Below are 24,129 nucleotides of genomic sequence, written 5' to 3' on the forward strand. Positions count from 1 at the left end.
AGGGAACCGCATGACCACCGCCCCCCACCCCCGCCCCTGGCGCGGCGTCCTGGTAGCCACCGCACTCCCCCTCGCCGACGACCTCGCCGGCAACCACTCCGTCGACTACGACAAGTACGCCGAGCACTGCGTCTGGCTGGTCGAGAACGGCTGCGACGGCGTCGTACCGAACGGCTCCCTCGGCGAGTACCAGGTACTCACCCCCGAGGAGCGGGCCCGGGTCGTGGAGACCGCCGTGGCCGCGATCGGCGGGGCGCGGGTGATGCCCGGGGTCGCCGCCTACGGCTCGGCCGAGGCCCGCCGCTGGGCCGAGCAGGCCCGGGACGCCGGCTGCGCGGCCGTCATGCTGCTGCCGCCCAACGCCTACCGTGCCGACGAGCGTTCGGTCCTTGCGCACTACGCGGAGGTCGCGAAGGCGGGGGTGCCGATCGTGGCGTACAACAACCCCATCGACACCAAGGTCGACCTCGTCCCGGAACTGCTCGCCAGGCTGCACGGCGAGGGGTACATCCACGCCGTGAAGGAGTTCTCCGGCGATGTTCGCCGGGCCTACCGGCTGGCCGAACTGGCCCCGGAACTCGACCTGTTGATCGGCGCCGACGACGTCCTGCTGGAGCTCGCGGTCGCGGGTGCCAAGGGCTGGGTGGCCGGCTACCCGAACGCGCTGCCGGCGGCGTCCGTCGAGCTGTACCACGCGGCGGTGGACGGCGACCTGGACACCGCCAAGCGGCTGTACGCGCAACTGCATCCGTTGCTGCGCTGGGACTCCAGGGTCGAGTTCGTGCAGGCCATCAAGTTGTCCATGGACATCGTCGGCCGGCACGGCGGTGCCTGCCGCCCGCCGCGCGTGCGGCTGCTGCCCGAGCAGGAGGCCGTGGTCCGCGCGGCCACCGAGAAGGCCGTCGCGGCCGGACTGGCGTAACCCGACCCGCCCACCCTCCAGGAGCGTCATGCGCAGCAAACTCGTCCTGCACGCCGTCGACTCGCACACCGAGGGCATGCCCACCCGCGTGATCACCGGCGGGATCGGCACCGTCCCCGGCGCGACCATGAACGAGCGGCGGCTGTATTTCCGTGAACACCGCGACGACATCAAGCAGTTGCTGATGAACGAGCCGCGCGGGCACTCCGCGATGAGCGGGGCGATCCTGCAGCCGCCGACCCGGCCCGACTGCGACTGGGGCGTGGTCTACATCGAGGTCTCCGGCTACCTGCCGATGTGCGGGCACGGCACGATCGGGGTGGCGACGGTGCTCGTGGAGACCGGGATGGTGGAGGTCGTGGAGCCGGTCACCACCATCCGGCTCGACACCCCGGCCGGTGTGGTCGTCGCCGAGGTGGCGGTGGAGGACGGTGCGGCGCAGCACGTCACGCTGCGGAACGTGCCGTCGTTCTCGGTCGCGCTGGACCGGAAGATCGTGCTGGCCGACGGGCGGTCAGTGACATATGACATGGCATACGGCGGCAACTTCTACGCCATCCTCCCCCTGGACGAGTTCGACCTCCCCTTCGACCGCACCCGAAAGGACGACATCCTCCGGGCCGGTCTGTCCCTGATGGCGGCGATCAACGCGGAGGCGGAGCCGGTCCACCCCGAGGACCCGTCCATCCGCGGCTGCCACCACGTCCACCTGGTCGCCCCCGGCGCCACGGCCCGCCTCTCCCGGCATGCGATGGCCATCCACCCGGGCTGGTTCGACCGCTCCCCCTGCGGCACCGGCACCAGCGCGCGGATGGCGCAGTTGCACGCCCGCGGTGAACTCCCGCTGGACACCGAGTTCGTGAACGAGTCGTTCATCGGCACCCGGTTCACCGGCCGGCTCCTCGGCACCACGGAGGTCGCGGGCCGCCCCGCGGTCCTGCCCAGCTTCACCGGGCGGGCCTGGGTCACCGGCACCGCCCAGTATCTGCTGGACCCGGCCGACCCGTTCCCGGCCGGCTTCGTACTCTGATTCCCCCGACGACTCTCCGGCGACGACCCTCCAGGAGTTCCACCATGGCCGACCGGCCCAGCAGCACGCCCACCGCCGCCAAGCCCGCCATTCCGTCGCTCGGCGGCCGGAAGCCGAACTTCCGGGAGCGGGTCGTGGACGTCCTGCGTGCCGCGCTGATCGCCGGTGAGCTGCGCCCCGGCGAGGTGTACTCGGCGCCCGGGCTCGCTCCGCGCCTGGGCGTCTCCGCGACGCCGGTGCGCGAGGCCATGCTGGAGCTGGTGAAGGAGGGCATGGTCGAGATCGTCCCGAACAAGGGGTTCCGGGTCACCGCCCTGTCCGAGCGGCAGCTCGACGAGTACACGCACGTCCGGTCCCTGATCGAGATCCCGACGACCGTCGCCCTCGCGGCCACCGCCGATCGCGACGACCTGGAGGCGCTGCGCCCGGTCGCCCTGGAGATCGTCACCTCGGCCGTGAAGGGCGACCTGATCGCCTACGTCGAGGCCGACCTGGCCTTCCATCTGCGGCTGCTGGCGCTGGCGGGCAACGACCATCTCGTCGAGGTGGTACGGGACCTGCGGCGCCGTTCGCGGCTGTACGGGCTGACGGCGCTGGTGGAGGCGGGACGCCTGAAGGCCTCCGCCGAGGAGCACCTGGAGCTCCTCGACGCCCTGCTGGCCCGCGACGAGCAGGGCGTGCGCGAGGTCATGACCCGCCACCTGGGCCACGTCCGCGGCCTGTGGGCGGCCCGCCGGCCCGAGCACGGCTGACCGCTTGACCGCAAGCGCCGCGGCAGGTCGTCGGCCGACCGTGGCGCCGCCGAACCGCACCGCACGCCGCCGGACCCGCTGCGCGGCTCCCGCGAACTACGCCCCGGGGTGGGCGAGTTCGATGTCGTGGTCGTGGACGTCGGCGCCGGAGACGGCCACCCCGGCGGCGTGCGGCGGGTAGCCGGTCGCGACGACCGTGTACTGGCCGCTGTCCAGGTCGGAGAAGGCGTACGCGCCGTCGTCGCCGGTGGTGGTCGTGCCGACGACGTTGCCGGCGGCGTCCACCAGCGTCACCCGGGCGTCGCCCAGCGGGCCGCCCGCGGCCCGGACCGTGCCCCGTACATGGGCGCCGGGCCGCAGCTCGACGTCGACCCGGGTGGTGCCGGTCGCGGCTATCTCGACGGGCAGGGCGAGCGGCCGGTGCTTGGGCGAGCTGACGGCGAGGGTCACGGTGCCCGGTACCAGGTCGCCGACGGCGAACTCGCCGAGCCCGTCGGTCTGCTGGGTGGCGAGGACGTCCCCGCGCACGTCGGTGAGGATCACGGTCGCCCCGGCGACGGGCGCCCCGCTGTCCGCGGCCCGCACCGCTCCGGCCAGGCCGCTGCTGCCGGTGAGCAGCACGTCGTAGGCGACCGGTGCGCTGCTCACGACGAGGGTGGTGGCCTGTGGCCGGCAGCCGTCGGCGGAGGCGATCAGGACGTACGTCCCCTCGCCGGGCGCCGCCACCGCGTAGCCGCCGTCGGCGTCCGCGACCGCGCGGCCGAGCTGCCGGCCGCCGGGGGAGATCAGGGTGACGGCGGCGCGGCCGACGCCGGTTCCGTCGGCGCCGCGCACCCGGCCGTGCACCTGGATGCCGTCGTCGCCGACGACGGGGACGACGTTCGGCGAAGCCGCCGCCGCGCCCGTCGGCTCCTCGGCCGCCGGTCCGGCCACCGGCTGCGCCATCCCACCCGTGCCCGCGCCCGTCGCCCCGCCCGTCGCCGCGGCCGGCTTGCGGCGCGGGATGAACGCGGCGACCAGCAGGGCGAGGACCGCCGCGCCCGAGCCCGCCGCCATGACCACCTTGAAGCCGTTCTCGGAGGGCACGGTCACCGAGCCGAAGTCGGTGGTCATCTGGGCCAGGATCACCCCGGCGACGGCGCTCGCGGTCGACGTGCCGATGGACCGCATCAGGGTGTTGAGGCTGTTCGCGGCGGCCGTCTCGTGCGGGTCGACGGCGCCCATGATGAGCGCGGGCATCGCGCCGTAGGCGAAGCCGATGCCGGCGCCGATGATGCAGGAGACCAGCACGAGCTGCCAGACGGCGTCCATCAGCACGATGTTGAGCCCGTACCCGGCGGCCACGATCACCGCGCCGCACATCAGGGTGACCTTCGGGCCGAAGTTCCTGGAGACGAGGGCGGACAGCGGCGCCGTCGCCATCATCACCAGGCCGGTCGGGGCCATCACCAGGCCGGCGGCGAGCAGCGACTTGCCCAGACCGTAGCCGGTGGCCTCAGGCAACTGCAGGAGCTGCGGAAGCACCAGGGACATCGCGAACATCGAGAACCCGAAGGCGATCGAGGCGAGGTTCGTCACGAGGACCTGGCGGCGGGCCGTGGTGCGCAGGTCGACCAGCGGTTCCCGGGTGCGGAGTTCGTAGAACCCCCAGGCGAGCAGGACGACCACGGCGGCGGCGAACAGGCCGAGTGTGGTGGCGCTGCCCCAGCCCCAGTCGGCGCCCTTGGAGATGCCGAGGAGCAGACAGACCAGGCCGGCCGCCATGCCGAGGGCGCCGGGCAGGTCGAATCGGCCGCCGGTGCGCACCTTCGACTCCGGCACGAGGGCCAGTACGAACAGGGCGGCGACGACGCCGAGCGCGGCCGAGGTCCAGAACAGCATGTGCCAGTCGAAGTGGTCGGCGATCAGCGCGGCGGCGGGCAGCCCGAGGGCGCCGCCGACGCCGAGCGAGGCGCTCATCAACGCCGTGGCGGAGCCGAGCCGTTCGGCGGGGAGTTCGTCGCGCATGATGCTGATGCCGAGCGGGATCACGCCGGAGGCCAGTCCCTGCAGGGCGCGCCCGATGATCATCGGCACGAGGGTGTCGCTCAGCGCGGCGGTGACCGATCCGGCGACCAGCATGACGATGCTGGTCAGCAGCATCAGCCGCTTGCCGTACATGTCACCGAGCCGCCCCATCACGGGGGTGGCGACGGCGGCCGCGAGGAGGGTGGCGGTGACGGCCCAGGCCGCGTTGGACGCCGAGGCGTCGAGCAGCTTCGGCAGTTCGGGCACGATGGGGATCACCAGGGTCTGCATCAGCGAGACCACGATCCCGCCGAAGGCCAGCACCGCGACGACTACATTGGTCCGCGGCGCGGCGGAGCCCCCGGCGACTTCCGGCCGGGGCTGTGCATGGGACATGGTCGGGCCTCCGTAGGGCCGCTCGGGTCTGCACGACCCTCCCGAATGTAAGTCAATTGATTGACTTAAGCAACCAGGATTCGGGCGCGGCCGGTGAAGATTCGCCGCACGTCCGGCGTCGCGTCAGCTCGACTCCCGCACCACCAGTCGGCACGGCACGGTGTGCACCCCCGGCTCCGGCTCTGCGTCGATGGCCTGGAGCAGCCGCAGCGCGGCGATCCGGCCGATCTCGGCCAGGTTCATGTCGACGGTGGTGAGCGGCGGACGGCAGGCGAGGGCCATGGTGTCCCAGTTGTCGTAGCCGACCACGGCGATGTCCCCCGGCACGTCCTTCCCCCGCTCGCGCAAGGCGTCCGCGACCCCGCGGGCGATCTGGTCGTTCCCGCAGAAGACGGCGTCCGTGCCGGGCGCCGTCCGCAGCACCGCGTCGGCGGCGCGCCGCCCCCAGGCCTCGCTCCACTCCCCGAAGTGCACCCGCCCCGCCGCGAGTTCGAGACCCGCCCCGGCCAGGTGGCCGACCGCGTGCCGGGCGCGGTCGCGGGCGGCCTGGTGGTGTTCGGGCCCGGTGACATGGGCGATGCGGGTGCGCCCGGTGGCCAGCAGGTGTTCCACGGCGAGATGGGCGCCGCCGCGGTCGTCGGTGACGACGGAGGTGTCGGCGGGGTCGGTGGACGGGGAGAGGGCGTAGACGACCGGGATCGCCGGGTCGATGCCGGTCAGCGGCGGGCGGGGGTCGGTACGGCGGCCGGTGACGATGATGCCGTCCACCCGCCGGTCGGTGAGGTTGCGCAGATGGTGCTGCTCGCGGATGGCGTCGCCGCGGGTGTCGCAGAGCAGGACGGAGATCTTCCCGGCGCCGAGCGCGTCCTCGGCGCCGAGCAGGACCGGGGTGCTGAAGCGGCCGATGCCGTCCGTCGTCATCAGGCCGACCGTCCAGCTGCGGCCGCTGTGCAGGCTCTGCGCATGCTGGTTGGGCCGGAACCCGAGCTCCTCCACCGCGTCCAGCACCCGCTGCCGGGTCTCCGGGCGCATCCGGCCGGCGCCGTTCAGCGCCTTGGACGCCGTGCCCACACTGACACCGGCGAGCGCGGCGACATCGGCGAGCCTGGCCCGGCCGGCCGGCGGAGAGTCTGGAGCAGAGGTCACGGGCAAACCTTTTCCTTGACGGTTTCTCGACCGCGTCGCCCAGCGCACGGCGACAGAGCCGCCCGCCATCCTCGCAGCCGGTCGGGTCAAGCACCAGATCCAGCAGGCAACTTGAGAAATCCGCGCCGGGCGTCTTGACCCCTCCCTCCGACTGCCCTGTACTTCTCGGCGAGAAAACGGTTGCTCAAAGTGGTTTCACGCTTCGTCACGCCCGATACTCCAGACGGTGTTCGACATTTCGACAATGCTGGCGTCAAGGCGCCCAGCCCCCTCCTCCCCCCGGAGAGCCATGCCCCGCACCCGCTCCGTCCCGCCCTCCCCCCTCGGCCCGGTCCGTCCCACCCCCGACGCCCGTACCGCGCTGCGCCCGGCGGCCGTCACCGTCGACGCGGGCTTCTGGCACGACCGTCGCACCACCAACGCCCGGGTCTCCCTCCCGCAGGGCCCGGACCTGCTGGAGTCCGCCGGGAACCTGCACAACCTGCGGCTGGCGGCCGGCACCGCCGAGGGCACGTTCCGGGGCGCGTACCCGTTCGTGGACACGGACGTCTACAAGTGGCTGGAGGCGGCCTCCTGGCAACTCGGCGCCGCGGTCGGCGAGGTCGGCGAGGTCGGCGAACCGCTGGCCGCCGAGGTGGACCGGATCATCGCCCTGGTGGCCGCGGCCCAGCAGCCCGACGGCTATCTCAACACCTGGTTCCAGCTGGTCAAGGGCGGCGAGCGGTACCAGGACCTGCGCTGGGGTCACGAGTTGTACTGCGCAGGACATCTGATCCAGGCCGCCGTGGCCCACCACCGCTCCACCGGCGGCCCCGAACTCCTCGACGTGGCACGGAAGTTCGCCGACCACATCGACTCGGTGTTCGGCCTCCCCGGCAGCGGCAGGCCCGTCGACGGCATCGACGGCCACCCGGAGGTCGAGACGGCGTTGGTGGAGCTGTACCGGGAGACCGGCGAACGGCGCTACCTGGACCTGGCGGGCTACTTCGTCGACCGGCACGGCCACGGCCTGCTCGAAGGTGACGCCTACAGCCAGGACCGGGTCCCGCTGCGTGCGGCGACGAACGTCGAGGGCCACGCCGTACGGCAGTTGTACCTGCTGGCGGGGGCCGCGGACCTGGCGGCGGAGAACGGGGACGCCGAACTCCGGGCCGCGGGCGAGCGGTTGTGGCACGCCATGACGACCACCAAGACCCACCTCACCGGCGGGCTCGGCGCCCATCACGACCGGGAGGACTTCGGCGACCCCTACGAACTCCCCAACGAGCGCGCCTACTGCGAGACCTGCGCCGCCATCGCCTCCATCCAGTGGAGCTGGCGCATGGCGCTGCTCACCGGCGAGGCCCGCTACTCCGACCTGATCGAGCGCACCCTCTACAACGGCTTCCTGGCCGGGGTCTCGCTGGACGGCGAGCGCTGGCTGTACGTCAACCCGCTCCAGGTCCGCGACGGCCACACCGACACCGGCGGCGACCAGTCGGCCCGCCGTACTCGCTGGTTCCGCTGCGCCTGCTGCCCGCCGAACGTGATGCGGCTGCTGGCGAGCCTGGAGCACTACCTGGCGTCGGGCGACGAACAGGGCCTGCAGATCCACCAGTTCGTCACCGGGACGTATGCGACCGACCGGGTCCGGGTGCGCGCCGAGACCGACTACCCGTGGCACGGCACGATCGCGTTCACCGTCGAGGAGACCCCGTCCGACGCCCCCTGGACGCTCTCGCTGCGCATCCCCGGGTGGTGCCGGGAGTTCCGGGTGCGGTGCGGCGAGGAGACGTACGAGTCCCCGGTCGACGACGGCTGGCTGCGGCTGTCGCGGACCTGGGCGCCGGGCGACCTGGTGGTGCTGGAGCTCGCCCTGGAGCCCCGGCTCACCGCCGCCGACCCGCGCGTGGACGCGGTACGCGGCTGTGTGGCGATCGAGCGCGGACCGCTCGTGCACTGCCTGGAGCAGGTCGACCACCCGGGCGGCGGCCTCGACGACATCGTCCTCGACCCGTCCCGGCCGCTCGCCGTGAAGCACCGCCCCGACCTGCTCGGCGGGGTCACCACCGTGGTGGCCGCGGGCCGGCGCCGCCGCATTCCCGACCGGGGCTGGTGGCCGTACGCCCCCTCGGCCGGCGCGGAGAGCGAACCCGACGGCGAGCCGGTCGAGTTGACCGCGATCCCGTACCACGTCTGGGCCAACCGCGAGGACGGCAGCATGCGCGTCTGGCTCCCCACCTCCTGAGACACCCCCGTCCTACGACAACGAGGTCACCCCGTGATACCCACCCGCCGTACTCTCCTGGCCCTCACCACGGCCGCTCTCCTCCCCCTCACCGCCTGCGGTGGCGGTTCCGGCTCCTCGGGATCGTCGTCCTCGGCCGGCGGGACGTACACCTTCTGGGACCCGTATCCGCAGTTCGACGCCTCCTCGGACTGGGGCAAGAGGGTGGCCGCGTGCGGCACCACGGCCGGGGTGAAACTCAAGCGGACCGCGTACGACACCACCGACCTCGGCAACAAGGCCCTGCTGGCCGCGCAGCAGGGCAACGCGCCGGACGTGATGCTGGTCGACAACCCGGTGGTCTCCACCCTGGTGGAGGCGGGGATCCTCAACAAGACGAGCGACCTCGGGCTCGACACCTCCTCGATCCAGAAGAACATCATCGGCGCCGGCACGATCGACGGCGCCGCCTACGGGGTCCCGATCGGCGCCAACACCCTCGCGCTCTACTACAACAAGAAGGTGCTCGCCGCGGCCGGTGTCGACCCGGCCTCCGTCAAGGACTGGGCCTCGCTCACGGCCGCGCTGAAGAAGGTCGCGGCGGCCGGGAAGAAGGGGATCACCTTCTCGGCGATCAACACCGAGGAGGGCAGCTTCCAGTTCCTGCCCTGGTTCTGGGGCGCGGGCGGTGACCTGACCAAGCTCGACTCCGGCAAGGGAGTTGCCGCGCTGGCGCTGTGGAAGCAGTGGGTGGACGCGGGGTACGCGCCGAAGGACGTGCTGCAGAACACCCAGACCACCAGCTGGCAGGAGTTCGCCACCGGCGACTACGCGTTCGGCGAGAACGGCACCTGGCAGCTGGGCAACGCCGACAAGGCCGGGTTCGGCTACGGCGTCATCAACATCCCCGCGCAGAACGGCGGTTCGGCGCCGGTGCCGACGGGCGGCGAGTTCGTCACCGTGCCGGTGCAGAAGGACACCTCGCGCTACGACGTCAGCAAGAAGATCGTCACCTGCCTCACCAGCGACTCCAGTCTGCTGGCCACCGACACCACGCTCATGTACGTGGCGCCGACCTCCGCCGTGCAGACCGAACAGGTCGCGAAGAACGCGGAGTTGAAGCCGTGGGTGGCGGCGGTCGCGGCGGCCAGAGGCCGGACCAGCGGCGGGCTCGGCACCAAGTACCCGACCATCTCGCAGCCCCTGTGGACGGCCGTCCAGGCCGCGCTGTCCGGCAGCAAGAGCCCCCAGGACGCCCTGACCGCCGCCCAGTCCAGCGCGCAGAAGGGCTAGGACCGGCATGACCGTCGCCCGGATCGACCGACCGCGGCGCGCCCCGGCCGCCGCGGCACGGGCGAGCGGCACCGGCGCCCGCTCCCTGCGCCGCAGACGGCGGCTGACCGCGCTCGCCTTCGTCACTCCCCTGCTCGTCTACCTCGCCGCCTTCTACGTCTATCCGCTCTACCGCAACCTCGACCTCAGCCTGCGCGACTACACGGTGCGCTCCTTCGTGGCGGGCGACGCGCCGTTCTCCGGCTGGGCCAACTTCCGTACGGTGGTGGACGATCCGACATTCGGCCCGGCACTGCGCCACACCATGGTCTTCACCTTCGTGTCGATCGCCTTCCAGTACGTGATCGGGCTCGCCCTCGCGGTCTTCTTCAACCGGCACTTCCGGCTGTCGACCGTGCTGCGGGCACTGTTCCTGATCCCGTGGCTGCTGCCGCTGATCGTGTCGGCGTCCACCTGGTCGTGGATGTTCAACAGCGAGTCGGGGGTGGTGAACTACTTCCTGCACTTCCTCGACGTCGGCCCGGTCGGCTGGCTGACCTCGCCGGACTGGGCGCTGGTCTCGGTGGTCGTCGCCAACATCTGGATCGGCATCCCCTTCAACCTGGTCATCCTGCACAGCGGCCTGCAGAACATCCCGGGTGAGCTGTACGAGGCGGCGGCGCTCGACGGGGCGGGTGGCTGGCAGCAGTTCCGCCGGATCACCTTCCCGCTGCTGCGCCCGGTGTCGGCGATCACCCTGCTGCTCGGGCTCGTCTACACCCTCAAGGTGTTCGACCTGATCTGGATCATGACCAGGGGCGGTCCCGGCGACTCCTCCTCCACCCTGGCCACCTGGTCGTACCAGCTCGGCTTCGGCACGCTGCTGCCCAAGTTCGGCCCCGGCGCCGCGGTCGGCGACATCCTCATCCTCATCGCCCTGGCCTTCGGCCTCCTGTACATCCGCGTCCAGAGGAGGCAGGAAGCGTGAAGTCCCGTGGCTACACCCTGGTGGGTCTCGTCCTCACGGCACTGATGCTGTTCCCGGTGTACTGGATGGTCAACGTGTCCCTCACCCCGCAGCAGGACATGCGCAAGAGCCCGCCGGACCTGCTCCCGCTGCACCCGACCTTCGAGGGCTACAGGGCGTTCCTCGACGACCAACTCCCCTACCTGGGCACCAGCCTGCTGATCGGCCTCGGTACGGTCGCCCTCACCCTCCTGCTCGCCGCTCCGGCCGGCTTCGCGCTGGCGAAGCTCCGGCCGCGCGGCGGCGGCGCCCTCGGCCTGGCGCTCCTCATCGCGCAGATGGTCCCCGGGATCGTCATGGCCATGGGTTTCTACGGCATCTTCCTGGACCTCGGCCTGCTCAACTCCTGGTGGGGACTGATCGTCGCGGACTCCACCATCGCCGTGCCGTTCGGCGTCATGATCTTCACCGCGTTCATGTCGGGCATCCCCGGCGAACTCGTCTCGGCCGCCCGGATCGACGGCGCCGGTACCTGGCGCACCTTCCGGTCGGTCGTCCTCCCGCTGAGCCGCAACGCGATCGTCACCGTCTCGCTGTTCGGCTTCCTGTGGGCCTGGTCCGACTTCGTCTTCGCCAACACCCTCGACGGCGGCGGCAGTTGGAAGCCGATCACGCTCGGCATCTACAAGTACATCGGCAACAACAACCAGGAGTGGAACGCGATCATGGCCACCGCCGTGGTCGCATCCGTCCCCGCGGCCGTTCTCCTGATCCTCGCCCAGCGCTATGTGGCCGCGGGCGTGACCGCCGGCGCGGTGAAGGACTGAGCCGTCTCAACTCCCCCTATTTCCTGAGGAGATCCATGTCATGAGCCGCACCCCTCTCAGAGCCGCCCTGGGCGTGGTGGCCCTCACCGCCGCCGCCCTCGGCACCACCGCCCCCGCCCAGGCCGCCCCCACCTCCGCCACCACCCTCGTGGTGAGCGCGAACCAGACGCTGCGCTCGGTCACGCACGTGGCCTCGGGCAGCCTCTACGGCCTGGACACCGCGAGCGTCCCCGCCGACAGCCTGGTCCAGCCGCTGAAGCCCAACACCTTCGTACAGATGGCCCCCGGCGGCAGCCAGCTGCCCAACGGCGAGCCCAGCCCCGGCGGCGACGCCCTGACCGTCGCCCCCGAGGCGGCGAAGGCCGGCGCGAAGGTCGTCGTACGGATGCCGGACTGGTATCCGAACTTCCCCTACAAGTGGGTGAGCTGGAGCGACTGGCTGTCGGCCGTGGACAAGCAGATCGCGTCCGTGCAGGCGTCCGGCGCCACGAACATGAGCGCCTACGAACTGTGGAACGAGCCCGACGGCACCTGGGACACCTCGGCGGCGGGCGCCTTCGACGACGGCTGGTCACGGACGTACAAGGAGGTCCGGGCCAAGGACACCGCCATGCCCATCCAGGGCCCCAGCTTCGCGACGTACACCGACAGCAAGATGAAGACGTTCCTCCAGGACGCCATCGCGAACAACGCGGTGCCGGACATCGTCGCCTGGCACGAACTCCAGAGCAGCGCGAACATCGCCGCGCACGTGGCCGACTACCGGGCGCTGGAGACCAGCCTCGGTCTCAGCCCCCGCCCGATCGCCATCGAGGAGTACGGCACCACGAGCGAGGTCGGCGTCCCCGGGCCGCTCGCGAGCTATGTAGCCAAGTTCGAGCGGGCCGGCGTGCACGACGCCGAACTCGCCTTCTGGAACCACTACGGCACCCTCGGCGACACCCTCACCGACACCGGCGGCTCACCCAACGGCGCCTACTGGCTGTACAAGTGGTACGGCGACATGTCCGGGAACATGCTGGTCACCACGCCTCCGGCGCAGACGGGCATCGACGGCTTCGCCGCCCGCAACGGCGCGGGCAACCAGATCAGCGTGGTCACCGGCGGCTGCACCGGCTCGTGCGCCGTCACCGTGAACGGGCTGTCGTCGCTCTCCGCCTTCGGCAGCACGGTGCACGTCAAGCTGGAGTACACGCCGTCCAAGGGCCGGACGACCGCGGTCTCCGGGCCGCTGACGGTCTCGGACACCGACTACGCGGTCAGCGGCGGCTCGATCACCGTGCCGGTGACGATGAACGCCTCCGACGGCTACCGCCTGACCATCACCCCGAGCGGCACCGCCACCTCCCTGGCCGGCCGCTACCAGATCACCAACAGGAACAGCGGCCTAGCCCTGGACACCAGCGGCGCGGGCACCGCCCAGGGCACCCTCGTCGTCCAGGCGGCCTCCTCCTCGGGCACCGACCAGAACTGGACCCTGGTGGCCGCCGGCAGCGGCCTCTACAAGATCCAGCAGCAGGCGAGCGGCCTGCTCCTCGGCATCACCAACGCGGGCACCGGGGACGGCGGCACCGCCCTGATCTGGGGCGACAACGGCACCGCCGACCACCTCTGGCAGCTGATCCCGTCGGGCGACGGCTACTACAAGATCGCCAACTACAACAGCGGCCTGTTGCTCGGGGTGACCGGCATGAGCACCTCGTCGGGCGCCCAGGTCCTCCAGTGGGACGACAACGGCACCGCCGACCACCTGTGGAAGCTGACCGCACGCTGACGTACGCCGCAGTGAACCCGAGCACACCCGTGCGGGGCGACGAGCTGCATTCGTTGCCCCGCACAGCACTTCCCGATCGATTTGCAGCCGGAAAGACCTACCCGCCCCCACCTTCCCAGGACCGCAGCTCCGGCGGCCGACAGAACCGAACAGGTGACCAGCAACGCGCGGTTATCGTGACGGGACTCATCGAACGCGGACAGAGCTGGCGGAGGACGGGCGGTGTCGGACGAGGGGCGGCTGGTCGCCGGGCGGTACCGGCTGGCCGAGCGGATCGGGCGCGGCGGCATGGGCACCGTGTGGCGGGCCGAGGACGAGGTGCTGGCCCGGCAGGTCGCGCTCAAGCAACTGCACCCCCGCCCGCACCTCTCCGACGACGAGCTGGCCACCCTCTACGAGCGCACCCGCCGCGAGGCCCGCAGCGCCGCCCGGGTCGTCCACCCCAACGTGGTCGTCGTGCACGACGTGGTGGACGACGACGGCCGCCCCTGCATCGTCATGGAGTACGTCGCCGCGCCCACCCTCGCCGACCTCCTCGACGGCGGCCGGACCCTCCCGCCCGAGGAGGCCGCCCGGATCGGCCTCGGCATGACCGGAGCACTGCGCGCCGCGCACGCCGCCGGCGTCCTGCACCGGGACGTCAAGCCCGGCAACGTGCTGCTCGGCCCGGGCGACCGGGTCGTGCTCACCGACTTCGGGATCGCGCTGACCGCCGGCTCGTCGACGCTCACCCGGACCGGCCAGATGATCGGCTCGATCCCCTACATGGCCCCGGAGCGACTGCGCGGACTGACCCCGGGTCCGGCCTCCGACCTGTGGTCGCTGGGCGCCACGCTGTACCAGGCGGTGGAGGGCCGGCCGCCGTTCCGGCGCGAGACCGCGATGGAGACGGCGTACGCCATCGTCACCGACCCCGTCGAGCCGATGAAGCGGGCGGGCCCGCTGGAGCCGCTCGTCCAGCTGCTGCTCGCCAAGGACCCGGCGGACCGCCCCTCGGCCGAGCAGACGGAACGGGCGCTGCTGGCGACCTGGTCGGGCGCGGCGACGGAGGCGACCCGGCCCTGGTCGGGCGAGGTGCCGGAGGCGACCCGCCGTCGGCCGACCGCACCGGTGCCGGCCGCACCGGTGCCGGCCGGGGCACAGCCGACGGCCACCGGGCCCGGCACCGGCACCGGCACCGGCACCGGCACCGGCACCGGCACCGGGCGGCGGCATGCCCGACGGCGCCGGGGCATCCTGACGGCCGGGACGGTCACCCTCGTGGCGGCCGCCGCGGCAACGGCGGCCCTGGTGCTCCCGCACACCCACACCGACAAGCACGCGGCGACGACACCGGCGTCAACGGCAAGCCCGGCCCCCTCCCCCTCGCCCCTCCCCCAGGGCTACCACCTCGTCACCGACAAGGCCCTAGGCGTCGCCTTCCCCGTCCCCGACGGCTGGACCGCGGGCACCAGGGCCACCGACGAGGTCACCTACAAGGACCCGTCCGGCCTGGCCGGCGTCACCATCGGCACGGTGGATCCGGCCGGCGCGAACCCCGTCACGCACTTCGCGGACATCGAGGCCAACACCAAGGTCAACTACCCGACCTACCGGCGGCTGCGGATGCAGCGCACGGCCTTCCGCGGGCAACCGGCCGCGATCTGGGAGTTCACCTTCCGGGGCCGGGCCCGCGCCTTCCGCGCCATCGACCTGGGCTACGGCAGGGAGGGCGGCCGGGAGTACGACATCTACCTCTCCGCGCCGGACGCGACCTGGGCCGACTACCGGCCGGTCTTCGACAACGTGAGGGACGGATTCCGCACGACCGGCTGACCGCTCGGCAACAGGGACCTTCGGCCGCTAAGTTGTCCGACATGAGCAACCTTGACCGTGCACCCGTTCCGAGTGTGTGCGGCGGCCGCGGATTCGTCGTCGCCGAACCCGTCCGCGAGCTGCTGAGCCCCCGCCACGTGCAACTCGGCGGGTCGACCGAGGTGCGCCGACTGCTGCCGAACCTCGGCCGCCGCATGATCGGTGCCTGGGCGTTCGTCGACCACTACGGCCCCGACGACATCGCCGACGAGCCCGGGATGCAGGTCCCGCCGCACCCGCACATCGGGCTGCAGACGGTCAGCTGGCTGCACCAGGGCGAGGTCCTGCACCGCGACTCGACCGGCAGCCTCCAGACGATCCGCCCCCGCGAGCTGGGGCTGATGACCTCGGGCCGGGCGATCAGCCACTCCGAGGAGAGCCCCAGGCCGCACGCCCGGTACCTGCACGGCGCACAGCTGTGGGTGGCCCTGCCGGACTCCCACCGCCACACGGACCCGAGGTTCGAACACCACCCCGACCTGCCGACGGTCACGGCCCCCGGCATGACCGCCACGGTCATCCTCGGCTCCCTCGACGGCGCGACGTCCCCGGGTACGACGTTCACCCCCATCGTCGGCGCGGACCTGACCCTGACCGACGGCACCGACCTGCGTCTGCCCCTCGATCCCGACTTCGAGTACGGCGTCCTCGCGATGTCCGGCGAGGTGCACGTCGACGGCGTGCCGGTTCTCCCGGGCTCGATGCTCTACCTGGGCTGCGGCCGCACCGAACTCCCCCTGCGCGCGGAGTCGGACGCGTCGATCATGCTCCTGGGCGGCGAGCCGTTCGAGGAGGAGCTGATCATGTGGTGGAACTTCGTCGCCCGCACCCAGGACGAGGTCGTACAGGCTCGGGAGGACTGGGCCAAGGGAACGCGATTCGGCGAAGTAAAGGGCTACGACGGAGCTCCGCTCAGCGCACCAGCGCTACCCGAGACCCCCCTCAAACCACGAGGACGGGCCCGCTGACCAGGCAAGACGCAGATCTCTCACCTCAGGTTCACAGAGCCACCCGGACATCCGCCTCACCTTGACGTTCACTGACGCAAGTCCCCTCGGAGGGCGCTGTAGCGGTGCCTCCGAGGGGCTTCCCGATTCCAGGGTGTGGGCATCTTTGCCAGGACGAATACTGACCCAATGCTGACTTTACTGGCGAGTAGTTAGATTGCGACTGCTGCGCCGCCCCCAGCCTCGCTGAGGGTACGGCTGCGACTCCAGGCGAGATGGCACTGCCGCCTGACGGCGACTGATGGAGGGGCTTCGAGAGTCGCAACGAATCGTTGAGCCGCCTGACGGCCTTTTGTGCAGGATCTACAAAGTCGGCCGTGCCGAGTTCGAGCGCACCTTGAGCACATCCGTCACCGCCATGCGTCACTCGCGCCCCTCTCGTGTGGCCTTATCACGTGTACGCGCCACCACAGCGACAACACCCCCGGCATCACCCCCCGTCCACCTGCGTACGCATCGCCCCCATCCCGTGCTGAAGAACTGCGGCACCGAAAGTGAACCTGCCGCCCAATACCTCACAGGCACCACGCGTGATCACGCCCCGGTCGGCACGCAACGCAGACCGCGTACCACCTGAGGCAACCGGGCGCGCACGAGCAGCCCCATGTCGACGGCCCGAAGGCTGTTCGCACCGTCCGGGCATGGCGAGCAGCCTCTCACTCAGAGCTGATCAGCACCCGAGGGGGGCCATCTCGCCAATGCGGAATGCAGAGGCCGGGTGCAGCAGCCAGTCCAGCGGCCGGGGGGCCAACCCCGCCGGGCCCGGGTAGCAGTCCCAGTCCCGGCCGGAGCGCGGGACGCCGCCGGCCCCAGCGGGCGGGCGGCGGGAGCTGACCCCGATCACCCGTCAGCGCAGACCGTACTGGGGAGCAGCCCCCAGGCGCGGGAAGTAGCGAAACCGGTCAAACACGTTGCCCAAGCCGATGGGACCATCTCCGCGGGCACGGGAAGAAGGCGACTCGGCAAGCGGTGTCTGGCCCACGCGACACGTGGCCGATCCTCACGCCGATAGTGTGGCGCGGTGGACATCCTGGCGTTCGACGCGCTGAAGGGGGTCTTGCGCGCCGCAGCGGCAGGCAGCCCGCAGGACCGCTTTGCGGCCGGAATGTTTCTGTTGGTCTTCGCAGGGATCAGCGGGTACGGCCTGCTCTGGCTGATGGTCAGGCGTAGCGGTGAGGCGCAGATGCGGGACTGTCTCGTGCAGTTGTGGGACACCCTCCCGCACAGGCCGCGGCCGGTCGGACCGTACCTGCTGCAGGGCGTACGCGACCCGGTCACCATCGCCGGTCGTACCACGGCCGGCCCGGCGGGGACGTTGACCGCTCCGCTGTCGGGCTCGGCATGCGTCTGGTACCGGGTTCGAGTTACCCGTGACGACGAGGTGGGCTCGAACAGCGGCACTTGCCACGTTGTTCTCTACGAAGACCACTGTGAACCCGACCTGGTCACGGTCGCGGTCGCGGACGCCACCTCGGTCTTGCTGGATCCGGGCCTGTGCGCCCGCAGCCTGGTACCGGGCCGGGAACACGACCTGGTCGAACGCACCATCGAAGAGCGCACGTCGCCGCCCTCGGGCAGGCAACTGCCCCTCAACCCCGGCCCGCACCTGGCGAGCCTGATCGAGGCCGGCCGGGTCGACGCCGCCGCACTCAAGCGCAATGTGCGGTCGAGCACCGACAGCTTCACCGTCACCGAGGATGTCGTCCGGCCCGACACCGACGTCCTGGCCACTGGGGGCGCCACCGCAGTCGGCGGGACGCTCACACTGACCGCCCGCGACGGGCACCGTGACGGCGTAACCGCAATGGGCCCCGCGCAGATCACCGATCACATCGCCGCACGCCGCCGCTGGCAGAAGAGGGTGGCGTTCGCACTCCTGGCCGCGACGTCACTGTTCTGCACGTTCGGGATGCTCCTGCTGTCCCGGTAACTTGGTGGGCTGGTGTGCCGCACGGCGTGGTCGGACGGCACCCGACCTCGACGGCGGTGTTCACCGTGGCCCTGGGGGGTCTCAGGGGAGTGCCATGAACCAGGTGTGAGCCTCCGCGAGCAGGCACCTGATGAGTCCAACGATGGATCACCGGATCGAGACCTTGGGCAGCGTGTCGCTCGCCGTGGCCGACAGCAATGTTCAGGGTGCCGACGTGAGGTCGATGCCGGTGTCGCCGAACGGTCCGTCAAGCGAGCTGCTGGAGGAGCTGGCCACGCTCGCGGCCGGGAAGGTCCGCGGACACCTGTGGGGCGGACCGAAGAACGGGTACGCCCGCTGGTACGCCACCACCAACACCCCCACCGCCCTGGGTGTAGGCCATCACCCGGAGCGTGTCCGACCCGGCGCCCCCGCCGCGCTGGAGAGACTCGATGCTTCCTGGGCTGCGCGAGGCTGCCCGGCGCACGCCCGCCCCACCGCCCGCGCCCTCGTTTCCGACCCCGTTCGACGAAGGTCGCCGGCACCCGCAGCGTCCCGCGCTGGAGCACCGCCTTCCTTCCTCCGGCGCCCACTGCCCCACATCCGGCCACGCGCCGCTGATCCGTCGCTGCCCACGACCAACAACACCCGCCCTGAGAAAGGACCTTGTGACGCTCAGTAGGTGTTTTTGATCCCTGGCCGTGAGGTGGGTACGGCTGGATGATCTGGGTCGTGAGGGCTGGCAGGGCAGCTCGGCGGTATTGCCGGGAGTATGGTGATCCGTTGCCGCAGACGATGGCGGCGGAGGCGGTGTTCTGCTCGGGTCGGTGCAGGTCACAGCAGTGGCGGAGACTTCAGCAGACTCGGCAGCGGGTGGCCGCGATGCAGCGGGGAGAGCAGGCGGAGTGCCCGGTTTGTGCGCGGTCGTGGACGGTGGGGGTGGAGCGGTCGAGGGCGGCGGTGTACTGCTCGGACCGTTCCCGAGTGCGGGTCTGTCGTCGGCGGCGGGCCCACACAACCGATGGCGCGGACCTGGATCGCCACTCCGCCGCCGGATCCGGACGCGCCGCTAGAAGGGCCGCGGCCCGACGCGCCCGATGGCGGCAGAGTGGCGTCCGGTCAGCAGTGCGGAATGGACCCGTTGGCCGCGGCGCTGTTGTCCACGTAGGGAGCGTACGTCCATCCGGTGACGGTCAGCTCAAGTCCGTTGAGGTGGTTGTAGCGCTCGTCGATGGTGTGGTACCAGATGTTTCCCCGGCCCAGGTCCTGACCGGTGCTCCAGCAGTCGGTCAGGAGCAGGTCACCACCCCAGAGGTCCGGAACTCCGACCGTACCGGCGGCCAGGTTGGTGCTCTTGAAGACGGCCGCACCGGTCTGCACAGTGAGCCACGAGCTCGCGGACGCGCTGCCCGCCGCCAACACCAGCCCTCCGGCGCTCAGCGCAGCAACGGCCGCTATCGAGGCGCCACGACGCCTGAACTTGCCTCTCATATCTGCCTCCCGATCACTTGGGTGAGTTCCCGCTTCAAGCAGCGGGCCGCTGCTCCGCCTGTCACGCCCCGTTCCGGTCAACGGACCGGAACGACCTGCCAGGACGGTTCAGAACACATGTGCAAGGCCCACCGCGGCGTCCACGGGTCCGCGTATTCACATGATCCCGGCCGTCGGCGGCCGGGAAAATACGTTTCGGCCCTCACCGAAACCTGGGACCATCGGCAGCACGTCGGACGTACTGCGGAGGGCAATACGGTGTTGCGTATTCACTTCACGCTCACTGACCTGGCGCGTACCCGGCTGGCAGCCGTACCCAGTCCCCTTGGTGTGACTGCCTTCAGTGCCAGCCGGCTTGTGCACCGTCCGGGGACTTCTGAACTCGACCTGTGGCGTCGTGCCGTGAGGGCTGCGTTGAACCCGTCCGCGCCGCCACTGCTGAGCGGGCTGACGCCGGCCTCGTCCTCCCACCCCGTCCCCCGCTTCCTCCGTCCTCAGCAGGGCATGCACACGCTGGAGGAGGAACTGGACCGGCTGCTGGCAACGCCCCGACAGGAGTTGCGCGCGGACCTGGAGTACGTGGCCCGGCACCGGAGCCTGCCCGGGTGGGCCCGCGAGCTTGCCGACGGTGACCAGGGTGCCGCAGCCAGGCTTGCCCAGTCCATCCGCGACTACCACCGCATCGCCGTCGCACCGTACTGGCGCGGCCTGGCGTCCACGATTGCGGCGGACCTGGCGGAGCGTGCACGGCAGTTACGGGACGGCGGTCTGGAACAGGTGCTGAGCACCTTGCATCCGCGCATGCACTGGCGCCCGCCACACCTGGAGATCGATTCTCCAGCCGACCTGGACTTCCGCCTTGGCGGGCGGGGACTGCTGCTCGCCCCATCCGCCTTCATGTCCTACGTTCCCTGCGACCCGGACGAAGAGCAGGCAACCGACCAGCCAACGTTGTACTACGACGTAGCCGGCGACGGCCCTCCCCGAGCTCTGGCAACCGGGCTCTACGGTCCCCAGGGCGGGCTGGCCGCGCTTGTCGGGCACAGCCGCGCGGCTGTGCTTGAGGCGATTGCGGAGGGGGCGTCCACGAGCCAACTTGCCCGCCGGGTGGGCCTGTCGATCGCCTCTGCCAGCGAACACGCGACGGTCCTGCGGCGCGCCGGCTTGGTGACCACGCACCGCATCGGCAGGACCCGCCACCACAGTCTCACCCCCCTGGGCGCGGAACTCCTCCTCCACGCCGCGGCCTCCTGACGCTCCGGCGCGGACAGACCCTCAGGTGTTTTTCTACTCGCTTCCTCGGACTGCGTCCGGCAGCCCGAGGAAGCCCGAGAGCGAGTGCTCTTTGTTTCGGAACAGGGTGTGCATGCCGCAGGGACTTGATGGACTGGGGCGATGAAGATCTTGTCGCCTCGTGTCCTGCGGGCTCTTGAACGGTTCAACGCCGCTTATCCCTGGGATCACAACGCCCACTACCACCGCTGGATCCTGCGGCAGTTGCCGAGGCGCTTCGACCGCGCCCTGGACGTCGGTTCCGGCAGCGGTGATCTTGCGAGGCTCTTGGCCCACGAGCCGATGCTGTGCAGGCCGTCGATTCCGATCCGGTGATCACAGCCCAGGCCCAGAAACTGACTCCTTCCGGGCTCCCCGTCACCTTCACTGTCGCGGATGCAATAGCCGAGCTTCCTGCCGGCCCTTACGACGTCATCACGTGCGTCGCCACGATCCACCACCTGCCATTCACCCAGGCGCTCACCCGTTTCCGCCGCCAGCTGGCTCCGGGAGGGACCCTGGTGATCGTCGGCCTGTCTCGCGCCCAGACCCCCGTGGACCACCTGCTCGGCGCTGTCGCCATTCCGGCCAACGCTGCCATGGGCTGGCTGAAGAACAAGGGCCGCCCCTCGCAGCGGCCCGTCTCCATGAAGGCCCCTACTCGCTCAGCGGACATGACCTTTGACGACATCGTCTGTGAAGCCAGAGACATCCTCCCTGGCGCACGGCTGCGACGACGGCCGTTCTGGCGTTATACGCTTGTATGGAATCAGCCCTGAGTGGCCCGTGGCTTCCTCGACCAAGTGCCGGTGCGGGGGCTCTTGCGGGTGAGACGCCGAGTCATCATGGTGATGAGCGCCCAGTTCAGGTGTGCTTCGGAGTGCTGGGGCAAGCGTTCGTAGTCGCGTGCGTTGCGGCGGGCATTCATGCACCAGCCGATCGTGCGCTCGACTTTCCAACGGCGGGGCAGGACGACGAAGCCCTTGGTGCCCGTGGGCCGTGAGACGATGCGCGGGCTCAGCCAGAGCCGGTCGCGAGCCCAGTCCACGAGGTCACCGGCGTAGCCGCGGTCGGCCCAGACCTGGGTGATCTGCGGCTGGGTGAGACGCAGCCGCCAGAACACGTCGCGGGCCGCGTCGCGGGCCTGGATATCGGCGGGCGTCACCGTGATCATCACGGGCAGGCCAAGCGTGTCGACGGTGATATGTCGCTTACGCCCGTTGATTTTCTTGGCGGCGTCATAGCCCCGGCTGTTGCGGCCGACGGTGGAGGCGCCCTTGACCGACTGGGAGTCCACGATCAGCGTCACGGGATGGGGGCAGCGGCCTTTGCCGGTACGGATCCTCCGGCGGAGCTGGTCACGGATGTAGGTGACGACTCCGGCCCGGTTCCATCGCCAGAAGAACCCGTAAACCGTCTCCCAGGGAGGGAAATCCATAGGCAGGGCTCGCCACTTCGCGCCGTTGTCGACGATGTAGCGGATGCCGTCGACGATCTCCCGCCGCGGCCACTTCTCCGGATGCCCGCCGGTCTTCGTCTGGCAGGCCGGAATGGGCAGCAGCGGTTCCAGAAGGGCCCATTCGGCGACGGAGGTGTCGGACGGGTAGCGGCGACGACGCGAAGCAGCGGGCATGGCGGACTCGGCAGGGTGATCGGCAGCGAGGGCTATTTGGAGAGCTGGGCGAGGGTGGCGCGGACGCCGGTGAGCTGGGCGGTGGCGAGCTGAGCCCATTCGTCGTCGGGGTAGCGGGCCGGGTGCGGATCGAGCGTGCCCGTGATCACCCGGGTGAGACGGCCGAGGATCTGCCGGAACTGGCGCTTGTCGTACTCGATCCAGTCCGCGGGGTCGTCGGAGAACATGAACCCGTCCCGGCGGGTCCAGGTGATCGGCGTCAGGTTCTCGGCGGCGACGACGTCGCGGACGTGCCGGATGCCGCGCCCGACCTGCGAGCGGGTCAGACGAGTGGCGGCCATGAGCTGGTAGGTGTGCAGGCCGGCCGGGCGTGCTTCCATATCCGGTCGCGCGTCTCGTGGGAGTTGTCGAACTGAGCGCGGTTGACGAGCATCCGGGTGGTGTCGTCCCGCATGGTCGTCCGGGCGACGGCCGGACGGCTCAGCAGGTCGGTGGTCACCTGCTGGGCGACGGTGTCGTCCCTGGTCAGCTCCGTGACAACCCGCACTCGCCCGGCTGAGGTGACGTGCTCGGTGACCGCCGGCCGCTTCAGCAGGTCGGTGGCGACCTGGGCTGCGACCTCGTCGTCCCGAGTCAGGTCGGCCACGGCCTGGACCTTCTCATCCACCGTGACCGGCCGGTCGACCCTCTGGCCGACGACCCGCTTCGCGCCGTCCGGCGTCAACTGCCGAGCCCCGGTGCGCGGGTTGAACGGCGCATCCTCGATCGCCGCCCACCTCTCGTCCGCGTCCGCGACCGACGCCAGGATGCGGTGAACCGTGAACGACACACCCTCCTTGCGGCGCCCCTCGGGCCACCGATTGGCGGTGTAGCGCCAGTCCTCCACCGTCCGCCGCTCGACGCCGTAAGCTCGGCCCGGGGCGCGGTGCTGGTCTCTTGACCAGTCCGTTTCCCCGAGCCGCCTCCTGAACCCGGCGTGCCCATTACTGAATTGTTCCCGGTGACCGTCGGTCACCGGGAACAATTCATTGACCACCCCCCTGTTGGATGCCGGTCGACATCCAATCTATACTCACCTTTGGATTGTGATCGTAATTCAATTAACGGGGTCCAACACTTGGCCCCCGCACTGCTGGGAGCATGCATGGACCTCGAGGACACCGTCGCTGTGGTCGCCGGCGCCGACCCGGGGTCGCAGCCCTGTCCGGCCACGCAGACACCGCATCGCGCCGCGAGGGGGTACTCAGCCACGCGCCACCTTGAGACCGCCGACTTGGCAGGCCTTCGCCTGCTCCGCCTGGACGTGACGGATGAGGAGCTCATCCGAGCCACAGGCCACGTCGCGGCCGGCACGACGTTGCCGGTGACGCCCCACCCACCGAGACCCGGGTGTCCACTCAGGGGCTCAGCCGGGCGGCGGGCTACCAGACACACCGGCGCCCGGGCACCGACCCGTCCCGCCCGGGGAGAGCCGCGTCGCGTGCCATCAGCAGTTCGATCCCACATGCTGGCCGTGTCGCCGCTCGCAGACCCTCGGAGCAGGCGGCCGAGCCCTCGGATGCCGAAGCCCATGTCCCGGCACACATCGAGAAGGGCCTGCCCGAACTTCTTCTCGGCTTGCCGCAGCAGCGAGCCCAGCATGAGGGTGCCTTCCGCCCCGAGGC

General features: G+C 70.8%; 18 protein-coding genes and 1 pseudogene. 13 read left to right on the plus strand and 6 right to left on the minus strand.

Annotation, left to right across the window (positions count from 1 at the left end; translation table 11 throughout):
• Positions 1–10 precede the first annotated feature (10 nt).
• From ACGF5O_RS46505 to ACGF5O_RS46515, 3 genes are read left to right on the plus strand one after another with little or no spacing between them, the layout of a single operon-like run.
• The gene (locus ACGF5O_RS46505) at positions 11–922 is read left to right on the plus strand and encodes a dihydrodipicolinate synthase family protein (RefSeq protein WP_393816011.1); all 912 of its coding nucleotides are present in this window, start codon (positions 11–13) and stop codon (positions 920–922) included.
• A gap of 28 nt (positions 923–950) precedes the next feature.
• On the plus strand, positions 951–1,952 hold the full coding sequence (locus ACGF5O_RS46510) for a proline racemase family protein (RefSeq protein WP_393816012.1): 1,002 nt from the start codon (positions 951–953) through the stop codon (positions 1,950–1,952).
• 44 nt (positions 1,953–1,996) lie between these two features.
• Positions 1,997–2,704, plus strand: coding sequence for a GntR family transcriptional regulator (locus ACGF5O_RS46515; RefSeq protein ID WP_393816013.1), 708 nt, complete (start codon positions 1,997–1,999; stop codon positions 2,702–2,704).
• Positions 2,705–2,800: 96 nt separating this feature from the next.
• Here ACGF5O_RS46515 and ACGF5O_RS46520 read toward each other — a convergent pair whose 3' ends face one another.
• On the minus strand, positions 2,801–5,107 hold the full coding sequence (locus ACGF5O_RS46520) for an MFS transporter (RefSeq protein ID WP_393816014.1): 2,307 nt from the start codon (positions 5,105–5,107) through the stop codon (positions 2,801–2,803).
• A gap of 123 nt (positions 5,108–5,230) precedes the next feature.
• Positions 5,231–6,253, minus strand: coding sequence for a LacI family DNA-binding transcriptional regulator (locus ACGF5O_RS46525; protein WP_393816015.1), 1,023 nt, complete (start codon positions 6,251–6,253; stop codon positions 5,231–5,233).
• A 289-nt stretch (positions 6,254–6,542) separates the two neighbouring features.
• Here ACGF5O_RS46525 and ACGF5O_RS46530 point away from each other — a divergent pair, with 289 nt between their 5' ends.
• The 8 genes from ACGF5O_RS46530 to ACGF5O_RS46565 all read left to right on the plus strand — a co-directional run bounded on the left by ACGF5O_RS46530 (position 6,543) and on the right by ACGF5O_RS46565 (position 18,090).
• Positions 6,543–8,480, plus strand: coding sequence for a glycoside hydrolase family 127 protein (locus ACGF5O_RS46530; RefSeq protein ID WP_393816016.1), 1,938 nt, complete (start codon positions 6,543–6,545; stop codon positions 8,478–8,480).
• Positions 8,481–8,513: 33 nt separating this feature from the next.
• The gene (locus ACGF5O_RS46535; protein WP_393816017.1) at positions 8,514–9,752 is read left to right on the plus strand and encodes an extracellular solute-binding protein; all 1,239 of its coding nucleotides are present in this window, start codon (positions 8,514–8,516) and stop codon (positions 9,750–9,752) included.
• Between the two features lie 7 nt (positions 9,753–9,759).
• A complete protein-coding gene (locus ACGF5O_RS46540) occupies positions 9,760–10,719 on the plus strand; it encodes a carbohydrate ABC transporter permease (RefSeq protein ID WP_393816018.1) in 960 nt (319 codons plus the stop codon).
• 44 nt (positions 10,720–10,763) lie between these two features.
• The gene (locus ACGF5O_RS46545) at positions 10,764–11,525 is read left to right on the plus strand and encodes a carbohydrate ABC transporter permease (protein WP_393816077.1); all 762 of its coding nucleotides are present in this window, start codon (positions 10,764–10,766) and stop codon (positions 11,523–11,525) included.
• Positions 11,526–11,565: 40 nt separating this feature from the next.
• On the plus strand, positions 11,566–13,299 hold the full coding sequence (locus tag ACGF5O_RS46550; protein ID WP_393816019.1) for an RICIN domain-containing protein: 1,734 nt from the start codon (positions 11,566–11,568) through the stop codon (positions 13,297–13,299).
• A 222-nt stretch (positions 13,300–13,521) separates the two neighbouring features.
• Positions 13,522–15,114, plus strand: coding sequence for a protein kinase (locus tag ACGF5O_RS46555; RefSeq protein WP_393816020.1), 1,593 nt, complete (start codon positions 13,522–13,524; stop codon positions 15,112–15,114).
• 41 nt (positions 15,115–15,155) lie between these two features.
• Positions 15,156–16,121, plus strand: coding sequence for a pirin family protein (locus ACGF5O_RS46560; protein WP_393816021.1), 966 nt, complete (start codon positions 15,156–15,158; stop codon positions 16,119–16,121).
• 1,060 nt (positions 16,122–17,181) lie between these two features.
• Complete coding sequence (locus ACGF5O_RS46565; protein ID WP_393816022.1) at positions 17,182–18,090, plus strand: hypothetical protein; 909 nt, start codon at positions 17,182–17,184, stop codon at positions 18,088–18,090.
• A 1,098-nt stretch (positions 18,091–19,188) separates the two neighbouring features.
• On the opposite strand, the gene ACGF5O_RS46570 is transcribed toward ACGF5O_RS46565, so the two are convergent.
• A complete protein-coding gene (locus ACGF5O_RS46570) occupies positions 19,189–19,560 on the minus strand; it encodes a hypothetical protein (RefSeq protein WP_393816023.1) in 372 nt (123 codons plus the stop codon).
• Between the two features lie 504 nt (positions 19,561–20,064).
• Here ACGF5O_RS46570 and ACGF5O_RS46575 point away from each other — a divergent pair.
• On the plus strand, positions 20,065–20,814 hold the full coding sequence (locus ACGF5O_RS46575) for an ArsR/SmtB family transcription factor (protein ID WP_393816024.1): 750 nt from the start codon (positions 20,065–20,067) through the stop codon (positions 20,812–20,814).
• Between the two features lie 141 nt (positions 20,815–20,955).
• Positions 20,956–21,611 (plus strand): annotated as a pseudogene (locus ACGF5O_RS46580) (class I SAM-dependent methyltransferase).
• Here the strand turns inward: ACGF5O_RS46580 and ACGF5O_RS46585 are convergent.
• The 3 genes from ACGF5O_RS46585 to ACGF5O_RS46595 are packed head-to-tail and all read right to left on the minus strand — an operon-like array spanning position 21,602 to position 23,294.
• Positions 21,602–22,465: an IS5 family transposase gene (locus ACGF5O_RS46585; RefSeq protein ID WP_393816025.1), complete on the minus strand. Its 864-nt coding sequence runs from the start codon at positions 22,463–22,465 to the stop codon at positions 21,602–21,604. The pseudogene ACGF5O_RS46580 and the gene ACGF5O_RS46585 sit on opposite strands and share 10 nt — an antisense overlap.
• Before the next feature lie 32 nt (positions 22,466–22,497).
• The gene (locus tag ACGF5O_RS46590) at positions 22,498–22,806 is read right to left on the minus strand and encodes a hypothetical protein (RefSeq protein WP_393816026.1); all 309 of its coding nucleotides are present in this window, start codon (positions 22,804–22,806) and stop codon (positions 22,498–22,500) included.
• The gene (locus tag ACGF5O_RS46595; RefSeq protein WP_393816027.1) at positions 22,788–23,294 is read right to left on the minus strand and encodes a DUF6192 family protein; all 507 of its coding nucleotides are present in this window, start codon (positions 23,292–23,294) and stop codon (positions 22,788–22,790) included. The genes ACGF5O_RS46590 and ACGF5O_RS46595 overlap by 19 nt, the downstream gene beginning before the upstream one ends.
• Between the last annotated feature and the right edge of the window lie 835 nt (positions 23,295–24,129).

It is taken from the genome of Streptomyces sp. NPDC048291 (genome assembly GCF_043201715.1).
In the GTDB taxonomy this organism is placed as follows: Bacteria; Actinomycetota; Actinomycetes; order Streptomycetales; family Streptomycetaceae; genus Streptomyces.

What these genes read in the sequence shown, in the direction of transcription:
- ACGF5O_RS46505 (WP_393816011.1), top strand. Translation starts at nt 11, where the DNA reads ATGACCACCGCCCCCCACCCCCGCCCCTGGCGCGGCGTCCTGGTAGCC.
- ACGF5O_RS46510 (WP_393816012.1), top strand. Translation starts at nt 951, where the DNA reads ATGCGCAGCAAACTCGTCCTGCACGCCGTCGACTCGCACACCGAGGGC.
- ACGF5O_RS46515 (WP_393816013.1), top strand. Translation starts at nt 1,997, where the DNA reads ATGGCCGACCGGCCCAGCAGCACGCCCACCGCCGCCAAGCCCGCCATT.
- ACGF5O_RS46520 (WP_393816014.1), bottom strand. Translation starts at nt 5,107, where the DNA reads ATGTCCCATGCACAGCCCCGGCCGGAAGTCGCCGGGGGCTCCGCCGCG.
- ACGF5O_RS46530 (WP_393816016.1), top strand. Translation starts at nt 6,543, where the DNA reads ATGCCCCGCACCCGCTCCGTCCCGCCCTCCCCCCTCGGCCCGGTCCGT.
- ACGF5O_RS46540 (WP_393816018.1), top strand. Translation starts at nt 9,760, where the DNA reads ATGACCGTCGCCCGGATCGACCGACCGCGGCGCGCCCCGGCCGCCGCG.
- ACGF5O_RS46545 (WP_393816077.1), top strand. Translation starts at nt 10,764, where the DNA reads ATGCTGTTCCCGGTGTACTGGATGGTCAACGTGTCCCTCACCCCGCAG.
- ACGF5O_RS46550 (WP_393816019.1), top strand. Translation starts at nt 11,566, where the DNA reads ATGAGCCGCACCCCTCTCAGAGCCGCCCTGGGCGTGGTGGCCCTCACC.
- ACGF5O_RS46560 (WP_393816021.1), top strand. Translation starts at nt 15,156, where the DNA reads ATGAGCAACCTTGACCGTGCACCCGTTCCGAGTGTGTGCGGCGGCCGC.
- ACGF5O_RS46570 (WP_393816023.1), bottom strand. Translation starts at nt 19,560, where the DNA reads ATGAGAGGCAAGTTCAGGCGTCGTGGCGCCTCGATAGCGGCCGTTGCT.
- ACGF5O_RS46575 (WP_393816024.1), top strand. Translation starts at nt 20,065, where the DNA reads ATGCACACGCTGGAGGAGGAACTGGACCGGCTGCTGGCAACGCCCCGA.
- ACGF5O_RS46585 (WP_393816025.1), bottom strand. Translation starts at nt 22,465, where the DNA reads ATGCCCGCTGCTTCGCGTCGTCGCCGCTACCCGTCCGACACCTCCGTC.
- ACGF5O_RS46590 (WP_393816026.1), bottom strand. Translation starts at nt 22,806, where the DNA reads ATGGCCGCCACTCGTCTGACCCGCTCGCAGGTCGGGCGCGGCATCCGG.